Here is a 16,272-nt window from a genome sequence, read left to right as displayed (position 1 = left end):
CGTCGACCTGGGCGCGAGCCCGCGACAGATTCGCCGCCGCCACCCGCAGATCGGTGTTGGACGCCATGGCCTGCTGCACCAGTTGATCAAGGCGCGGGGCCTGATAAAGCCGCCACCAGTCGCCGGGTACCGGGGCGGACATAACAGTGCCGCCGTCCACCGCCAGTTGGCCCTGCAAGTCTTCGCGATGGACTGCCGCGTCGTCCGGCAATTGGTAATCCGGCCCCACCACCTGACAGGCCGACAGCAGCAAGCCTAATCCAGCAATCGCCAAACCCGACGCCTTGCTCATCGCGCGGGCTCCCCGTCCTGCTCGTCGATGATCGAGACCGTGGCCGTGCGCCCGGCAATCATGCGGAAGTCGGCGGGCACCTCGTCGAAGGCAATTCGCACCGGAATCCGCTGTGCCAGGCGCACCCAGCTGAACGCCGGATTGACGTTGGGCAACAGATTGCTGCCGCTGCTGCGGTCGCGATCTTCGATACCGGCGACGATGCTTTCTACATGACCGCGCAGCCGCGCCCGGTCGCCAATCACACGGATATCGACACTCTGGCCGACATGGATGCCGTCCAGCTTGGTCTCTTCGAAATAGCCATCGATGTGGAACGAATTGCTGTCGACCACCGACAGCACCGGCCGCCCGGCCGTAACGAATTCCTGCGAGCGCGGCGCGCGGTCGTTGACGTAGCCATCAACCGGGCTGCGGATGGTCGAGCGATCGAGGTTGAGCTGGGCGCTGTCCACCGCCACTTGCGCTTCCATCAGCGCTACCTCGGCGCGGGCCACTCGCGACTGGCTTTCCTCCAGTTGTTCGCCCGGCACCAGATTGCCGAGCCCGCGGTTACGCTTGTTTTCCCGCTGCGCCTGGGCCAGGGTTTCCTGACGATCGGCGACGGCGGCCTTGGCCTGACGCAAGGCCAGCTTGAAACGGTCCTGATCAATGCTGAACAGCACCTGGCCGCGCTTCACCAATTGGTTGTCGCGCACTTGCACGTGCTGGATCAGCCCGGAGACGTCCGGCGCAATCTGCACGATATCGGCGCGGATGTGTCCGTCGCGGGTCCACGGGGCGAACATGTAATACATCACCATGCGCCAGACGACGACAACGGCGAAGGTCACAATCAGCAAGGTCAGGACCACGCGACCGAGGGTCAGAAACGGTTTTTTCATGTCATCAGGTATCGACTGAGTGAGTCTACGGCGCCAAGCAGCAAGGCGTAGAGAGCCACGTTGAACAGTGCCCGGTGCCAGACCAGACGGTAAAAGTGCAGACGCGTCAGCAGCCCGTGCACCAGCAGGAACAACACATAGGTAATGCCCATCAGCACCAGCAGCGTGGGCAGGAACACCCCGCTGATATCCAGATCACCGATCATAAAGGCGCTCCATCGATGCCATGGGGTAGCGTTTCTTCGAGTTCGCCATTGCCGACGAATTCCACCCCGGGCAACAGTGCCAGACGCAAACCGCTCAGGGCGTGCAGCAGGTGCAAGCGGGCGCCGTCATCGCATTCGGTGTTGAGCGCACGACGGGTGCGGTCGAGGGTCATCAGCAGCGAGGTCGGTGCAGGCAGACGTTCACCAATTTTGAGGCAGGCTTTGAAATACTCACCGACTTCGGCAACCACTTGCTGCAGCAACCGTTGCGGTGCGCCCGCCACACGTGGCGTGTAGGCGAGCAAGTCGAGCAGGTTCAGCGCTACGCGCACTTCGCGCAGCGCGATGCCGGTGTCCTGGCCGGTCATCGCCAGCCTTGGCAGATGCTGCATCAACCGATCGAGTATCTGCACACCCAATTGCCGATGCTCGGCCAGCGACGCCGGTTCGGTGAGGGTGACAATGTCGCGCCAACTGAACCGGGTCAGGCGCTTGGCCGCCAGCTCCGCACCGAACGGCCGCGCCACCAGCGTCCAGATGAATGCGAACAGCAAACCCACCGGACCGGCCAGGTTGGAATTGGCGAAGCTGAGAAAATCGGCGTCGTAAGCACCCTGGATACTGATGAAGGACGAAGTGTTGACCAGCGTCAGCAGCATGCCCAGATAGAACTGCGGCTTGACCGTCAGCGTGCCGATGCAAATGAACGGCACCGCAAACGCCAGCACCAGCATCGGAAAATCATGCAAATTGGGCAAGACCAGAAACAGGTACAGGCTCGCGAACAGCACCGACATTGCGGTCCAGAAAAAGAAGCGGTAGATCTGCGGCGCCGGATCGTCCATCGACGCGAAGAAACTGCACGCCACGGCGGCCAGGATCACCGCAGCACCGCCGTCGGTCCAGCCAAGAAGAATCCACAATACCGAAGCCACAATAATCGCGGACACAGTGGACGCCGCCGAATACAGCATCAATCCACGATCAAGAAACGGCGACAGGCGACCGAGCCGCCAGTGCCGATAAACCGCCCGCCAGCTGTCCTGGCTTTCGCACTGGATGGCGTATTGCAGGCTGCGGCAGTCTTGCCACAAATCGATCCACTCGCCGAGTCTGTACAGCGCGTTGGAGAACAACAGTTGCTTGCGATCATCAAGTGCTTCGGCTGATGGTTGCAGCGCTTCCAGTTGATGCTTCAACGCTTGCCAGCGATCGAGATCAGCATCTTTGTGATCGAGCCATTCGCGGGTGGCTGCGAGCAACGGCGCAAATTTATCCACCAGCTCGGGCGTGCGTCGCTCGAGGGCGTAAAGGGCATCGTCAAGGGCATCAACCACCGGCAGCAGATGGATCATGCGGCCGCGCAGTTCTTTGGTATTGCGCACGGTTTGCGGGCGGGCACCTTCGTGGGGGAGCTGGCCGATCATCAGTTCCAGCGTGTTGAAGGTCGCGACCATAGAAGCGCGCAACGCACTGACTTCATCCGGCTGCACGGCTCGACTGAGGAAGCGCAGGCTGTAAGTCGAGGCATCGGTAAACCATTTGTTCACCGAATCGTTGAACACCGGCGCCAGCCTCCGCGGCCAGAACATCGCGCCAACGACCGCAGCCACGGCGATGCCGAGAAAGATCTCTTCAGTCCGCGCTTCAGCCACATCCCACACAGCCAGCGGGTTATCCACCACCGGCAGAGCGATCAGCGGCAAGGTGTAGCCGGCAAGCATCAACGCGTAACTGTTGGCGGTGCGCAAATGCAGCGAAAGGAACAGCAGAATGCCGGTCCATAGCGCGATGACCACCACCAGCACATAGGGGCTCTGGACGAACATCGGCACGAAAAATACCGCCGCCGCTGCACCCATCAATGTACCTACCGCGCGATACAAAGCTTTGGAACTGGTCGGACCGACGAAGGGGCTGGAGACGATATACACCGTAGCCATCGCCCAATACGGACGCGGCATTTGCATGAGCATGGCGATATACAACGCGATCATCGACGCAGCAAACGTGCGTACGCCGTAAAACCAGTCGCGCGCGGGCGGGACGCCGGTGAAGAAACCGTTCACCGCATCACCGTGGATGGCGAGTTGGCGGATTCGAAGGCTTTCAAGACCCGCAGCGTCGCCTCCAGATCACTCTGGGCAATGCCTTCGAGTACTTCATTGCGCAGACGTACCAGCTCCATCTCGACCGCTTGCACCAGCACGCGCCCGGTCTCGGTCAGGCTCAGGCATTTGGCGCGGCGGTCATGTTCGTCTTCAGTACGACGCACATAACCGGCGTGGCACAGCTGATCGAGCAAGCGTACCAGCGACGGACTTTCCATCCCGGCCGCCTGCGCTACCGTTACTTGCCGCACACCCTCGCCCAGGCGCCCGATCATTAATAACGGGACGGCGCAGGCTTCGGAGATTCCATAGTTCACCAGCGTGGTCTGGCAAATTTTTCGCCAATGACGGGCGGCCACCACCATGGAACTGCTGATGTTCATCTGGAGAGCGTCGAGGTTTTTCGGCACGGGAAGATGCACACACTGTTAGTTTGCTAACTATCAGTGTGAAGGAACACGGGAAAGTTGGTCAAGTTTTGAAACAATTTGGCGACGACTGCTGAAGCAGCGTCATCGCTTCCTGGCCCGCTCATACACCGCGCTGCGTTCGCGCTTACCCACTGCAACCACCGAGATGACTACCCGCTCATCAATGACTTCGTAAACGAGCCTGTACTCGGAAGATTTCAACTTGATTTTGTGGCAATCCGCCATCCCAGGCAGTGCGTCTGCAAGAATGCGCGGCCCTTCAAGTGCCGACAGGCAGTCACGAACGCGACTAGCTCCCCCGCCCCTTCCTCAGCAACACATTCAACTGATCCACTACCTCGGCCCAATCGGCGTCGTCCAGAATTTCGCCTCGCAAAAATTGCGCCTGGCTCTCGCTCCAGAAAAACGCATCGGCCAGATGCAGTTCAGGTTTGAGCGGTGAATGGGTGGCGATGAATTTGTCGATGCTTTCGGCGTCATCGGCCAGGCCGAGCTGTTTGAATAGCGAAGGCAGGCTGTGAGTTGGGGATTCCATGTACGGCTCCTTCAAAGGATTGAGAGTAGGTGACTGCTGCGCAGTCAATCGCAGGCAAGCCTCGCTCACACAGTAAACCGTCGCTTGCCAGACAGAAACCTGCTGCACGTAACTCTGAGTCCGATCGTTGCCCTCAGCCGCCAGGACGTCCGTTCCGCGCTGACCCGGCAAGCGGTATGGGCATCAAACCGCATTGGTAAAAATTGCGTAATAGGCGATAAACGCAAACGCCCATATACACAGACCCAGTCCAATCCAGGCACCGTTAGCCCATGTCAGTGAAGCGTTGCCCAACCCGTCGACGTCATTCTCCGCATGATTGATAGCGTCCTGCACTTGCATGAAACAATAAGTTTCCACAATTAATATCAAAACGCCCAACACAGAGGCTAGTCGTAAATCGTTCATCCAGTTCAACGCAACATTTGCACCTATCAGAACGAGGACGCCTGTGGCCATGCTTTTGGGGTACCAGACGAACTGCCTTTCGGTCGCTTTGATTCTCAGATCAATTCTGACGAACAGAGAGTGAACGAAGAAAAAACCGAAAACTGTGCGCGCCAACGGCGAGACTTTACTGCCAATCGCCCGCTGTAGCTTCCAGTTCATGTAAAGCCAATAAGTCAGATAAAAACCACAGGTCAGGACGTACATCAGCGCGAATTTGAATTTACTCACGACGAAAAAAGCACGAGACACGGGATCGGGTATCAGAGAGGCGGTCGGAGGCGCGTACGGGTCAATCATGTGAGCATTTTCATCGTCAGGGAAATTGTCGAAAATCCTAAACGACTGCGCGACCGATAATACCCACAGGAAAAAATCAGGACGCATCCTACTGAGGGAGATTATTTTCCGTCAGACGATTCCGACAACGGATAAACCGATTCCCATCCTCCACCCAACGCCTTGTACAAACCAACCATCGCCACCGACACCCCCGTCGAACTCTCGACCCACTGCTGCTGAGTCGCCAAAAGCTCGCCTTGCACCGTGAGCACGTTGACGAAATCGACCACGCCTTCGACGTACTGCTGTCGCGCAGCACGCAGGGCGATACGATTCTGCCGCACGGCCTCAGCCAGGCTGTCGCGGCGTAACTGGCTGGCGTTGTAAGCGCTCAGTTGATCATCGATCTCATGCCAGGCGCGCAACACCGTTTGCTGGTAGGCAATCGCGGCTTCCTGCTGCTGGGCTTCGCGTAGATTCAGAACGCCACGAAGGCGACCGCCGTCGAACAGCGGCAGGCTGAATTGCGGACCGATGCCAAATACACGGGAGCTCCAGGAACCGAAATCGCTCAACTGCATGGCCTGCGAACCGAGGTTGCCCGACAACGTGATGCGCGGGTAGAAATCGCCTTTCGCTACGCCGATGCCCGCAGTGGCGGCATGCAGACGGGCTTCGGCCTGACGAATGTCCGGGCGGCGCTCGGCCAGTTGCGAGGGCAGGCCAATTGCAACTTCGCGCGGCGTCTGCGGCACCGGGGCATCAGCGGACAATTGAGCCTGCAGTGCCTGCGGTGGTTCGCCAATCAACAAACTCAGGGCATTGATCAGTTGCGATTGGCGCTGCTGCAGTGCCGGCAGCCGCGACTCGATGGCCGCCACCTGCGCAGCGGCTTCGGCAACATCCAGATCAGTCGCGACACCGTCAGCCAGTCGTAGCTGCGAGAGTTTCAGGCTGTGCCGTGCCACCTGCAGATTTTGCTCGGTAACGGCGCGGGTGCTTTGCACGCCGCGCAGTTGGATATAGTCCTGAGCCGTTTCGGCAAGCACTGACAGCAGTACGCCGCGACGATCATTCTGCGCCATTTCCAGCGTCGCGTCGGCCACTTCAGTTTGGCGGCGCACGCGCCCCCAGAAATCGAGTTCCCAGGAAGCCGAGAAGCCGGCGTCCCACAGGTTGAAAGCCGATTGGCCGTCGTGCCCTGAAGGATCGTTGAGACCTTCGCCGCTGTTGCGTTTACGTGCATAGCTGCCATCGGCCGCAGTCGAGGGATAACGCTCGGCGGTGATCACCTGACGCGCGGCGCGACTCTGCTGCAAACGGCTGCTGGCGAGTTTCAGGTCGAGGTTGTCGGTGAGCGCACGCTGGGTCAGAGCAGTGAGTTGTGGATCGTTGAACACCTCCCACCAACGTTCGTCCATAGACTCGGAAATCACTCGACTGTCTGCCGCTTTTTGCGGCTTCGACCATGCCGGGATTTGCTGTGCCTCAGGTTTTTGGAAGTTCGGGCCTACGGTGCAGGCTGAAAGGCTCATGACCAGCAACGCGTTCAATGTGATGGAAGGCCACTGGCCCCATCGCGAGCAGGCTCGCTCCCACAGGGGATCTCCTTTTGGGCGCAGCGTGTGGTCGTTGCGACTATTCATTGTGGGAGCGAGCCTGCTCGCGATAGCGTCCGAACAGCCAACGAAAATCTTCATCGCTGCGCAACCTCATGCTCAACGCCACCCGCCGTATCGATCCGCGCCTCCACCGACATCCCGACCCGCAACCGCTGCACCTGTGCCTGCCCCGGATCGAGCACGATTTTCACTGGAATCCGCTGCACCACCTTGGTGAAATTACCGGTCGCGTTATCCGGTTTGATCGAGGCGAAAGTCACCCCGGTGGCCGGCGCGATACTCTCGACCCGCCCCTGTAGCGTTTCACCGCCGAGGCTATCGACGCTCACCTGAACCACCTGGCCCGGTCGCACGTTGGTCAATTGGGTTTCCTGAAAGTTGGCCACCACATACGCCTTGTCCAGCGGCACCACCGCGAGCAACTTGCTGCCCGGCGTTACATACGCGCCGACGCGCACAGCACGCTCGCCCACCATGCCATCCTGCGGAGCGACGATGCGCGTATAGGACAGCTCGTAGCTGGCCATCTCCAGCGCTGCTTGTGCCCGTTTCAATCCACCGTCGGCCGCGTCACGTTGCGCGGTGAGGATCTCTACTTGCTTGCGTTCTGCCGCCAGCACCGCCGTCGCATTGGCCAATCGCGCTGCGGCTTGATCAATACGCGTACGCGCTTGTTGAGCGTTCTGCACCGTGCCCGCGCCGACACCGGCGAGGTGGTTGTAGCGGTTCAGCTCATGCTCTGCGAATGCCTGCTCAGCCTTGGCGGACACCACGGTCGCTTGCGCCTGGGCGATCACCGACGTTTGCCGCTCGAGGGTCGCGCGCGCGTTTTGCAGCTGCGCCCTGGCCATCAACGTTTCCGCGTCGGCGGCCTGTGCGGCGGCACGCAGATCGCGATCATCAATCAGTGCCAATAATTGCCCGGCCTTGACCTGCTGATTGTCTTCCACCAGCACTTCCTTGATGAACCCGGCCACGCGCGGAACCACCAAGGTGAAATCCGCCGAGACGAAGGCGTCATTGGTGGCCTGCTGCGTGCGCTGACCGAATAGTCCCGGCGCCAGCAGATAGACCAACGCGCCGACCGCCATCAACGCTATGGCCGCCACCACTACTTTTTGCTTTGCTTGAGTCGTCATAAGATCCTTCGGTTTCAGTGCAACTTTCAGCCCGGCGCACGCGGCGGATAAATCCGCGTCGGCAGCCAGAAAATCGGCACGATCAGCGCCAGTGCGACGCCGCTCATGCACAAATAAAGATCCGCAGCAGTCAACACCAGGGCCTGCTCATGTATCCGTTGAGCGAGGCCCGCGCTGTCGCTGTCGGTCAACGGCGAGTTGCCGAGACGGTCCACCAGCATGGTCGAATGAAAGTGCAGACGAGAGGTGGTCAGCGCATCGATCATGCCGGTGGCAATCACTGCCGAAAGGCCTTTCACGGTATTGAACCAGGCCGACGCATACGGCCCTTCCATCGGGCTTATGCTGCCGGTGGACAACATCAGCAGTGGCAGCACGGCCATAGGCTGGCCGAAGATCTGCAGCAGCTGCAGCGCGTAGAAATCATCGCGAATCCACGCCGAGGTGAGCTGCGAACCGCCGATGCAGGACAGCACCAGCATGCTCAGGCCGATCCCTAGCACCCAACGGCAATCGACCCAGCGCAAGTTGCACAGCGCCGCCACCAGCGGTAGCGCGAGCAACTGCGGCAACGCGGCGATCAACATGAGCGGCGCGGTTTGCACCGGGCGATAACCCTGTACCTGAGCAAGATAGCTGGAGGGGATGATGACCACCGCCAGCAATACCACTAACACGCCGGCCAGGGTCAAGAGGGCGAATGCGAGGTTGCGGATGCCGAGCATCTGCAGCTTGAAAAACGGGATGGGCTGTGACCATTCGTTGACCAGAAAAAGCACCAGCAACAGCGAGCCGCCACCGAGCAATGTGCAGATAAGATTCGACTCGAACCAGTCCAGCCGATTGCCTTGCAGCAGGCCGATCACCAGCATGCAGATCGCCGGAAATCCCAGGAGCAGCCCGCGCCAGTTGAACTGCTTGAAGCGCTCAAGCCGCAGCGGATCCTGGGGCAGACCGTAAGCGACAGCGAGCATGGCGATCAGGCAGGGTGCAATGATTTGCCAGAACGTCCATTGCCAGCCGACATGTTCGGTCCACAACCCTGCGAGCGGCGTGCCCAGGCCCGGTCCGAACGTGGCTGTCAGTGCATAACCTGCCAGACCGTAAAGCTTCACATTGGCCGGCAAAAAACGCAGCGCGACTGTCATCAGCATAGGCGGCAAGGCGCCGCCGGCCAGGCCTTGGAGGGTGCGCAGGACCAGCAGGCATTCGTAATTCGGAGCGAACGGGCACACGGCGCCCAACAGGGTGAATAGGCTGATTGCCCAGAGCGTGAATCGCCGCAGCGAGAACGTCACCGAACACCAGGGCGCGAATGCCATGGCGGCCACCGAGGTCGCGGTGTAGCTGGCGACCAGCCAGGTGCCTTCGTCATAGCCGATTGCCAACGCGCCGCGGATATCGGCCAAGGCGACCTTGGTCACCATTTCGTTGAGGCCGGAAACCAGCACCGCCAACAGCACACCCACCAGACCAATGATGATTCTCGCACCGAAAACCGGCGGCTCGACCGCAGCCGGGCCGGCCGCAGCGAGAGGGGCCGGGGCCGTGAGGGATGTCATGTACTGCACGCTCCGGATGTTGAATACCGGAACATTTTAAGAAAGCTCAACGCTGAGGAAAATCAACTTGTCGGCAGGTTATAAGTGCGTTTGATGCAGTAATGCATGACCCTGTGAAAGCGAGCGTGCTCCTGTAAAATATTCCGACGATTTCGGCGATCAGTCCAGACCAGGTCGACTGTGCCGACGCTATCGCGAGCAAGCTTGCTCCTACAAAAACAGCGCAGAATCAGGTCGGCTGCGCAGCCAGCCAGGTTTCGTCGCAACAGGTTTTCAGGGTTTCACGCATCCATCGATGCGCCGGGTCTTTGTCGAAGCGCGGGTGCCAGGCCTGAGTCAGCATCAGCGTCGGCAGCGGAATCGGCAGGGTGAACGAGCGCAACTTCAACCCAAGTCGCCGCACGCTCAGCAGCGCCTCTTTGGGCACCGGCAGAATCAGGTCGGAATCCGGCAAAGCGAACATCGCCGCATGAAAACTCGGGGCAATGACCGCCACGCGCCGTTCCAGGCCCAACGCATTCAGCGCGGTATCAATGGGACCACGGGCGATACCCCGTCGCGACATGCTGATATGTGAAAACCCGGCATAGCGCTCGGCCGTGATTTCCTCATCAAACAGCGGATGATCTTCACGCACCAACCCCACAAAGTGGGTCGAAAACAGATTCTGGATTTTCACTTCGGGCATCAGTGGGCGATTGTTGCTTACGCTCAGATCGATGCGCCCTTCGCGCAACGCCTCATCATCGCCGTCGCCTTCCGGCACAAAACGCAATTCGCAGTGCGGCGCCTGACGCTCCATGTTGTCGAAGAGCTTGCCGCCGTAGACGCCGACGAAAAAATCGTTGGCGCGAATGCTAAAGCGGCGACGCAGACTGCCCAAGTCCACTTCATCAGCGGAGCGAAACAGCAAGGCAGCCTGCTCGACCACTTCCCGCACCTGCTCGCGCAACTCCAGAGCCTTTGGCGTTGGCACCAGGCCTCGACCGGCGCGTACCAGAATCGGATCGCCGATTGCCTCGCGGATGCGCGTCAATGTCCGACTCATTGCCGCCGGACTGAGGTTCATACGCCTCGCTGCGCCCACTACACTGCCTTCGTCGAGCAAGGCGTCGAGGGCGACCAGAAGATTCATGTCCGGGAGTTGCATGCAGAGCACTCGTGGCTGATCGGAAGTGATTCTAGCGCAATGCTAGCAAACATCCTCACAGTGCTGCTTTGCGTGGCGGGACCCCATCGTCGGCGTGCCGCCCAGAGCAGCTTCGCTCCCACAGTGCTGCTCGGGGTAATCTGCTGGTCACGGAAGACCGTGACGTGATATTCAAGGTGCGCGCGACTGGTCGACGCGCATGCCCTTGAGCGTGCAGTGCGTCGGCAGGTCCGCAGGAAGGTGACATGATGGGTATAAGACGCGAATTAAACACTGTTAGCGGATAAGTATATGGCGGGTCTCGCCTATGCTGCTGACAGGATGACTGCAACACGACTGAGGGATGTCCCATGTTCTACGTGCAACGCAATGCGCAAGGCCAATTGATGCGCGTGGAAGGCCAGGCCTACGCCGATTTCAGCGAGACGCTGCCGGCTGACCATCCTGAGGTTCAGGCCTGGTTCGCCAGCGAGGTGGTTGCGAGCAATCTCAGACAACTCAAGCAGAGCGACCTGGACATGATCCGGGTGCTCGATGACTTGATTCAGGTACTGACTGATAAAGGCGTGATCCGCGTCACTGACCTGCCGGCGGCAGCGCAGGCCAAGTTGATGGACCGCTCCCAGGCGCGGGAGGCGCTCGGTGGTTTGAGTCATCTGGTGGATGACGATGACGCGGGGCTGATCTAGCCCTCGACCGTTATCAGCGGCAGAGCCGAGCCCTTACTCCCAAGGCTTCGGCTCACCCACCAACTGCCCCTGTACGCCATAAATTCCCATCTCGCGTATCACCGACAATTCTCCTTCAGTCTCGACCCGCTCGGCGATCAACGGCAGATCAATGCTGTGCGCAGCACGCTGGATCGCCTCGATGAACAGACGTTTGTCGCCTTCTTGATCAATCGCCCTGATATAGCTGCCATCAACCTTCAGATACGCCAGGCCGAGCCGCGCCAGGTTACCGATCATACTGAAGCGGCCACCGAAATGTTGCAGGCTCAGCGAGAATCCCAATTCACGCAGCCGCCGCGTCAACGCCTCAAGGCTAGCTTGATCGGGCAATTGTTCTTCGCCGATTTCCAGCGTCAGTCGCGGGCCCAGATTGGAGTGCGCGCGCAACCTGTCGAAGACTTTGCTCAGTGCCTGCGGATCGGTCAGGGTCGCAGAAGAAAGGTTCAGCGCCAGTGACGCCTCGTGCCCGCTCATTTGCGCCAGCACCAGTTCCAGCATCAGGCGATCAAGCCGGGCGGTCCACCCGAACCGCTCGAGCCATGGCAGGAAGCGTCCGGCGGGAATCACTTGGCCCTGCTCGTCGATCAGGCGCGAGAGCACTTTGTAATGCAGCACGAGCGTCGTGTCCTGGCTGGCCACCACCGGTTGGAAATACAATTCGAGACGTCGCTGACTCAAAGCCTGATCAAGCAGACTGTGCCAGGCGTGATGATCTTCGCCAACGCTGGCGCAAGCGCTGTGATCGAGGCACACCCAAGTTGAATCGCCCTGCCCCTCGGCTTGGGCGAGGGCTTGATCTGCCAAACCGATCACCGCTTGCGGCGTATCTCCATGGGCAAACGGCGCGAGGCCAATGGACGCCACCGAAATCACGTCGGTGGCACCCGTCGCGTGCAGGCTCGCGAGCGCGTTCTCAAGGGTCTGAGCCAGCTGCAGCGCTTCTGTGCGCATCAACCCGGGCGCCAGGACGGCAAACTCGCCACCGCGCACACGTGTCACCAGATTCTGCGTTTCCGGGTATTTGGCGCACACACGAGTGAGTTGCTGGCCGACAGCTTTGAGCAGCTCATCCGTGTGCTGGCCACCCAGACGCTGATTCAGTCCTGCCAGATCCCGGACCCTCAGCAGCAACAGATACCCCGAGCTGGCCTGCTCCGGATTACTCACGCGGGCGTTCAACTGCATTTCGAAATAGCGCCGGTTAGCCAACCCGGTCAACGCATCCTGATAAGACTCGTCACGGAGCTTTTCGCTGCGCTCGGCCTGTTCCTGAAACAACGCCTTGAGCTTTTCGACCATCTGATTCATGGCCTGCACCACCCGACGCAGTTCCGGCGTGCGCGGCAGGTCCGGCAGGCTGAGGAATTCGCGGCGGGCAATGGCGTGAGACTGCTCGACCATGTAGTCCAACGGCTTCAGCTGCCGACGCAGCAGCAACGCACCCAAACCCGCACTGACCGCGCCACACAGTAGCAACCAGCCGAGGCTGCCAAGCGCGCTCTGCCAAAGCTTGGCGAGCGCGAACATCGGGTGGCTGACCACTTCGACCCGCGCCGCCTGCTCCCAGCCTCGGCTGATGATAGCGTCGCCGCCTGCCGGCTCCAGACCAATCAACCTGACGAACCAGTCCGGCACATTAGTCACCGCCGGGATCCCGCTTCGCTCGACCAGCGTCGTGTCGTTCGACACATCGACCACCCGAATGCTCGCGTAGTAGCCGCTGTCGAAAATCGAACTGACCAGTAACTCGACCATCGCCGGATCGTCGATATTCGGCGTCAATGACAGCGCCAGCGCGGTCGCCGCATCCTGGGCGTGTGAGCGTAACTGATTGACATACTGAGCGCGCGAGCTCTCGAGGCTGACCATGAAGCTGCCAGTGAAGGCGACTACCAGGAACAGACAGATAGCAATCAACAGTTGTTTGAACAAAGACATCTGAGCGCATGCTCCTAATTAGTCGTCTCGACCGGGAAACCTTCTGCCTGCATTTTTTTCAAAACATCCTGCCAGCGCGACAACCGTTTAGTGTCGCCGACTTTCTTGTTGCCCTTCGCACCCGGCAACCATAACCCTTCGGCATTGAAAGAGTAGACAGGCAGGAGATCGGTTCGTTGGCTCGCCGGCTTGATCGAATCAATCAGGCTGTCGAGCACTAGCGGCATGGCATCTGGGCTGGCGTAGTAAGTCAGTACCATGTGCGCGCGGTTCAGGCTCACCGCTTTGACGTAGGTAATGCGCAACTTGGCGCTCGGCACGCCCAGCCGGCGCAAACTGAAATACTTTGCAATGGCGTAGTCCTCGCAGTCACCGGCCCCCTTCCATAATGCTTCGATCGGGGTCTCCCAATAATCGACCGCATGCCACAAGTCCGCGTCTTCTTCATAACGCATTTGTTTGTTGAAGAACTGGTTGACCACGTTCAGTTGCTCAAGCTCGCCGATCTGCTTTTGCGTAGCCAGCAACTGCTGCCAGGCATCGATGCGCCGCTGGCCGTCGCCCAAAGGCCCATACAACGCCTGAGCCTTGCGGCTGATCATGGAAAAATCCCAATCGGCATACAGACCGCCGGGCAAAAAGCCGGCGAGCAAAAGCGCGCAGCACAGCCAGCGCAGTATCCGAGGAATCGTGAAACGTACCGACAATGCGAGGCATCCAGGTAGGCAGATGGAATCGATTGATGTTGAAGGTTAGCCGGTTAAAAGACAATGGCACGATGAGATCACTGTCGACGGGCTACGCTTGAGTATGAATTTTGGTGTGTTTGACAACTCGGCAGGCGCTCACTAGTGTCCCTTCCGGATCAGAATCCAAGTCACTCAGGGTGCGTTTTCGTGACACAGAAGCCCAATCCACTACACAACATTAAGATTAACGGTCCAATTCCTGCGCACCTGGCTCGCTCGGTGATAGAGGAAACCCTGCGGGCAGCGATCCTCGATGGCCGCATTCCGTGCGGCACCGCCCTGCGTCAACAGGACCTGGCTGATCTGTTCGGCGTCAGTCGCATGCCCGTACGTGAAGCCTTGCGGCAGCTGGAAGCGCAATCTCTGCTCAATGTCATCGCTCATAAAGGCGCTGTTGTTGCGCCACTGGTTCAGGGCGATGCCGTAGAGACTTATTCGCTGCGAATTCTGCTCGAGTCAGAAGCCTTGCGCCTGTCGATTCCTTTGCTCAACGGCGAAGACATCGCACTGGCTGCGGGCTACATCGAAGAGCTGGAAATCGAGCGTGATTACGCCGAAATAGGCCGGCTCAACCGTCTCTTCCACATGGCGCTGTACGCTAAAGCGACCAATCGCCGGCTTCTGCGACTGGTGGAAGATGGACTGAATGAGGAGGAACGCTTCCTGCGCTTCAATCTGGAGTCGATGGGGTTGGGCAAACTGTCCCAGGAAGATCACCGTGCCTTGTTGCAAGCCGTGAAAGAGCGCGACATTGAACGTTCGGTGAAGCTGCTTGAATCGCACCTCAACAGGGGTGTTGAGGTGATCACCCGCTACCTCGCCGGTCCAGCAGCTCAAAGCAGAAAAACCTCCAAATAAACGCTGTAGCCCTTCTGCGAGCGGGTCGTTCTGCTCGCATCAACGCATAACAAGGCCAAAACGAAAAAACCCCTGTCTGCGTTAGCAGACAGGGGTTCTCGAATTCAATCTTGACGATGACCTACTCTCACATGGGGAAACCCCACACTACCATCGGCGATGCATCGTTTCACTGCTGAGTTCGGGATGGGATCAGGTGGTTCCAATGCTCTATGGTCGTCAAGAAATTCTGTGACCGGCCCGTTTCGGAAACAAGCTGGTGAAAACTGGTGACTTCTACTAAAACAAAACCCCTACCTGCATACGCAGATAGGGGTTTCGGAATTTAATCTTGACGATGACCTACTCTCACATGGGGAAACCCCACACTACCATCGGCGATGCATCGTTTCACTGCTGAGTTCGGGATGGGATCAGGTGGTTCCAATGCTCTATGGTCGTCAAGAAATTCTGTGACCGGCCCGTTTCGGAAACAAGCTGGTGAAAACTGGTGACTTCTACTAAAACAAAACCCCTACCTGCATACGCAGATAGGGGTTTCGGAATTTAATCTTGACGATGACCTACTCTCACATGGGGAAACCCCACACTACCATCGGCGATGCATCGTTTCACTGCTGAGTTCGGGATGGGATCAGGTGGTTCCAATGCTCTATGGTCGTCAAGAAATTCTGTGACCGGCCCGTTTCGGAAACAAGCTGGTGAAAACTGGTGACTTCTACTAAAACAAAACCCCTACCTGCATACGCAGATAGGGGTTTCGGAATTTAATCTTGACGATGACCTACTCTCACATGGGGAAACCCCACACTACCATCGGCGATGCATCGTTTCACTGCTGAGTTCGGGATGGGATCAGGTGGTTCCAATGCTCTATGGTCGTCAAGAAATTCTGTGACCGGCCCGTTTCGGAAACAAGCTGGTGAAAACTGGTGACTTCTACTAAAACAAAACCCCTACCTGCATACGCAGATAGGGGTTTCGGAATTTAATCTTGACGATGACCTACTCTCACATGGGGAAACCCCACACTACCATCGGCGATGCATCGTTTCACTGCTGAGTTCGGGATGGGATCAGGTGGTTCCAATGCTCTATGGTCGTCAAGAAATTCTGTGACCGGCCCGTTTCGGAAACAAGCTGGTGAAAACTGGTGACTTCTACTAAAACAAAACCCCTACCTGCATACGCAGATAGGGGTTTCGGAATTTAATCTTGACGATGACCTACTCTCACATGGGGAAACCCCACACTACCATCGGCGATGCATCGTTTCACTGCTGAGTTCGGGATGGGATCAGGTGGTTCCAATGCTCTATGGTCGTCAAGAAATTC

15 protein-coding genes, 6 rRNA genes and 1 pseudogene are annotated in these 16,272 nt (G+C 58.7%); 2 read left to right on the top strand and 20 right to left on the bottom strand.

From position 1 onward, the window contains the following. From F8N12_RS26545 to F8N12_RS26490, 12 genes and pseudogenes are all read right to left on the bottom strand, one after another. A pseudogene (locus F8N12_RS26545) lies at positions 1-292 on the bottom strand (TolC family protein); the annotation flags it as partial. Then, positions 289-1,176, bottom strand: coding sequence for an HlyD family secretion protein (locus F8N12_RS26540; protein WP_150583025.1), 888 nt, complete (start codon positions 1,174-1,176; stop codon positions 289-291). The pseudogene F8N12_RS26545 and the gene F8N12_RS26540, both read right to left, overlap by 4 nt. Next, positions 1,173-1,382: a DUF1656 domain-containing protein gene (locus F8N12_RS26535; RefSeq protein ID WP_008148151.1), complete on the bottom strand. Its 210-nt coding sequence runs from the start codon at positions 1,380-1,382 to the stop codon at positions 1,173-1,175. Before F8N12_RS26535 ends, F8N12_RS26540 begins: the two co-directional genes overlap by 4 nt. Continuing rightward, complete coding sequence (locus F8N12_RS26530) at positions 1,379-3,451, bottom strand: FUSC family protein (RefSeq protein ID WP_150583024.1); 2,073 nt, start codon at positions 3,449-3,451, stop codon at positions 1,379-1,381. The genes F8N12_RS26535 and F8N12_RS26530 overlap by 4 nt, the downstream gene beginning before the upstream one ends. After that, complete coding sequence (locus F8N12_RS26525; RefSeq protein ID WP_150583023.1) at positions 3,448-3,876, bottom strand: MarR family winged helix-turn-helix transcriptional regulator; 429 nt, start codon at positions 3,874-3,876, stop codon at positions 3,448-3,450. The genes F8N12_RS26530 and F8N12_RS26525 overlap by 4 nt, the downstream gene beginning before the upstream one ends. A 129-nt stretch (positions 3,877-4,005) precedes the next feature. Then, entirely contained in the window at positions 4,006-4,197 is a 192-nt protein-coding gene (locus F8N12_RS26520; protein WP_150583026.1) for a type II toxin-antitoxin system mRNA interferase toxin, RelE/StbE family, read from the bottom strand. 16 nt (positions 4,198-4,213) lie between these two features. Continuing rightward, on the bottom strand, positions 4,214-4,459 hold the full coding sequence (locus tag F8N12_RS26515) for a DUF2789 domain-containing protein (protein WP_150583022.1): 246 nt from the start codon (positions 4,457-4,459) through the stop codon (positions 4,214-4,216). A gap of 183 nt (positions 4,460-4,642) precedes the next feature. Next, on the bottom strand, positions 4,643-5,206 hold the full coding sequence (locus F8N12_RS26510) for a hypothetical protein (protein ID WP_150583021.1): 564 nt from the start codon (positions 5,204-5,206) through the stop codon (positions 4,643-4,645). A 101-nt stretch (positions 5,207-5,307) separates the two neighbouring features. Further along, on the bottom strand, positions 5,308-6,888 hold the full coding sequence (locus F8N12_RS26505) for an efflux transporter outer membrane subunit (protein WP_150583020.1): 1,581 nt from the start codon (positions 6,886-6,888) through the stop codon (positions 5,308-5,310). Then, positions 6,885-7,949 carry an HlyD family secretion protein gene (locus F8N12_RS26500; protein ID WP_150583019.1) on the bottom strand — a complete coding sequence of 355 codons (1,065 nt, stop codon included), beginning with the start codon at positions 7,947-7,949 and terminating at the stop codon, positions 6,885-6,887. The genes F8N12_RS26505 and F8N12_RS26500 overlap by 4 nt, the downstream gene beginning before the upstream one ends. 26 nt (positions 7,950-7,975) lie before the next feature. Beyond that, complete coding sequence (locus F8N12_RS26495; protein WP_150583018.1) at positions 7,976-9,511, bottom strand: MFS transporter; 1,536 nt, start codon at positions 9,509-9,511, stop codon at positions 7,976-7,978. Positions 9,512-9,740: 229 nt separating this feature from the next. Beyond that, the gene (locus F8N12_RS26490) at positions 9,741-10,661 is read right to left on the bottom strand and encodes a LysR family transcriptional regulator (protein ID WP_150583017.1); all 921 of its coding nucleotides are present in this window, start codon (positions 10,659-10,661) and stop codon (positions 9,741-9,743) included. A 350-nt stretch (positions 10,662-11,011) separates the two neighbouring features. Between F8N12_RS26490 and F8N12_RS26485 the strand changes: the two genes are divergently transcribed. Beyond that, entirely contained in the window at positions 11,012-11,350 is a 339-nt protein-coding gene (locus F8N12_RS26485) for a tryptophan synthase subunit beta (protein ID WP_150583016.1), read from the top strand. Positions 11,351-11,383: 33 nt separating this feature from the next. Here the strand turns inward: F8N12_RS26485 and lapD are convergent, their stop codons facing one another. Both lapD and lapG read right to left on the bottom strand, forming a co-directional pair. After that, positions 11,384-13,330, bottom strand: a complete 1,947-nt coding sequence (gene lapD / locus F8N12_RS26480; protein ID WP_150583015.1) for a cyclic di-GMP receptor LapD — start codon at positions 13,328-13,330, stop codon at positions 11,384-11,386. A 14-nt stretch (positions 13,331-13,344) separates the two neighbouring features. Then, complete coding sequence (lapG, locus tag F8N12_RS26475) at positions 13,345-14,037, bottom strand: cysteine protease LapG (RefSeq protein ID WP_150583014.1); 693 nt, start codon at positions 14,035-14,037, stop codon at positions 13,345-13,347. A 189-nt stretch (positions 14,038-14,226) separates the two neighbouring features. Between lapG and F8N12_RS26470 the strand changes: the two genes are divergently transcribed. Further along, on the top strand, positions 14,227-14,937 hold the full coding sequence (locus tag F8N12_RS26470; RefSeq protein WP_150583013.1) for a GntR family transcriptional regulator: 711 nt from the start codon (positions 14,227-14,229) through the stop codon (positions 14,935-14,937). A gap of 108 nt (positions 14,938-15,045) precedes the next feature. Here the strand turns inward: F8N12_RS26470 and rrf (F8N12_RS26465) are convergent. The 6 genes from rrf (F8N12_RS26465) to rrf (F8N12_RS26440) form a co-directional block, all read right to left on the bottom strand. Next, positions 15,046-15,161 (bottom strand): 5S ribosomal RNA (gene rrf, locus F8N12_RS26465). Positions 15,162-15,266: 105 nt separating this feature from the next. Continuing rightward, positions 15,267-15,382, bottom strand: a 5S ribosomal RNA gene (rrf, locus tag F8N12_RS26460). 105 nt (positions 15,383-15,487) lie between these two features. Continuing rightward, positions 15,488-15,603, bottom strand: a 5S ribosomal RNA gene (gene rrf, locus F8N12_RS26455). 105 nt (positions 15,604-15,708) lie between these two features. Continuing rightward, a 5S ribosomal RNA gene (gene rrf / locus F8N12_RS26450) occupies positions 15,709-15,824 on the bottom strand. 105 nt (positions 15,825-15,929) lie between these two features. Beyond that, a 5S ribosomal RNA gene (gene rrf, locus F8N12_RS26445) occupies positions 15,930-16,045 on the bottom strand. Positions 16,046-16,150: 105 nt separating this feature from the next. Then, positions 16,151-16,266: ribosomal RNA gene (rrf, locus tag F8N12_RS26440) — 5S ribosomal RNA — on the bottom strand. Between the last annotated feature and the right edge of the window lie 6 nt (positions 16,267-16,272).

It is taken from the genome of Pseudomonas fluorescens, from assembly GCF_902497625.1.
In the GTDB taxonomy this organism is placed as follows: domain Bacteria; phylum Pseudomonadota; class Gammaproteobacteria; order Pseudomonadales; family Pseudomonadaceae; genus Aquipseudomonas; species Aquipseudomonas fluorescens_BQ.
Note: the sequence above shows the minus strand (reverse complement) of the source record. Positions and strands in the feature narration are given on the sequence as shown.

Coding starts and splice junctions, on each gene's coding strand:
- F8N12_RS26540 (WP_150583025.1), bottom strand. CDS start 1,176: ATGAAAAAACCGTTTCTGACCCTCGGTCGCGTGGTCCTGACCTTGCTG.
- F8N12_RS26535 (WP_008148151.1), bottom strand. CDS start 1,382: ATGATCGGTGATCTGGATATCAGCGGGGTGTTCCTGCCCACGCTGCTG.
- F8N12_RS26525 (WP_150583023.1), bottom strand. CDS start 3,876: ATGAACATCAGCAGTTCCATGGTGGTGGCCGCCCGTCATTGGCGAAAA.
- F8N12_RS26515 (WP_150583022.1), bottom strand. CDS start 4,459: ATGGAATCCCCAACTCACAGCCTGCCTTCGCTATTCAAACAGCTCGGC.
- F8N12_RS26510 (WP_150583021.1), bottom strand. CDS start 5,206: ATGATTGACCCGTACGCGCCTCCGACCGCCTCTCTGATACCCGATCCC.
- F8N12_RS26505 (WP_150583020.1), bottom strand. CDS start 6,888: ATGAAGATTTTCGTTGGCTGTTCGGACGCTATCGCGAGCAGGCTCGCT.
- F8N12_RS26500 (WP_150583019.1), bottom strand. CDS start 7,949: ATGACGACTCAAGCAAAGCAAAAAGTAGTGGTGGCGGCCATAGCGTTG.
- F8N12_RS26495 (WP_150583018.1), bottom strand. CDS start 9,511: ATGACATCCCTCACGGCCCCGGCCCCTCTCGCTGCGGCCGGCCCGGCT.
- F8N12_RS26490 (WP_150583017.1), bottom strand. CDS start 10,661: ATGCAACTCCCGGACATGAATCTTCTGGTCGCCCTCGACGCCTTGCTC.
- F8N12_RS26485 (WP_150583016.1), top strand. CDS start 11,012: ATGTTCTACGTGCAACGCAATGCGCAAGGCCAATTGATGCGCGTGGAA.
- lapD (WP_150583015.1), bottom strand. CDS start 13,330: ATGTCTTTGTTCAAACAACTGTTGATTGCTATCTGTCTGTTCCTGGTA.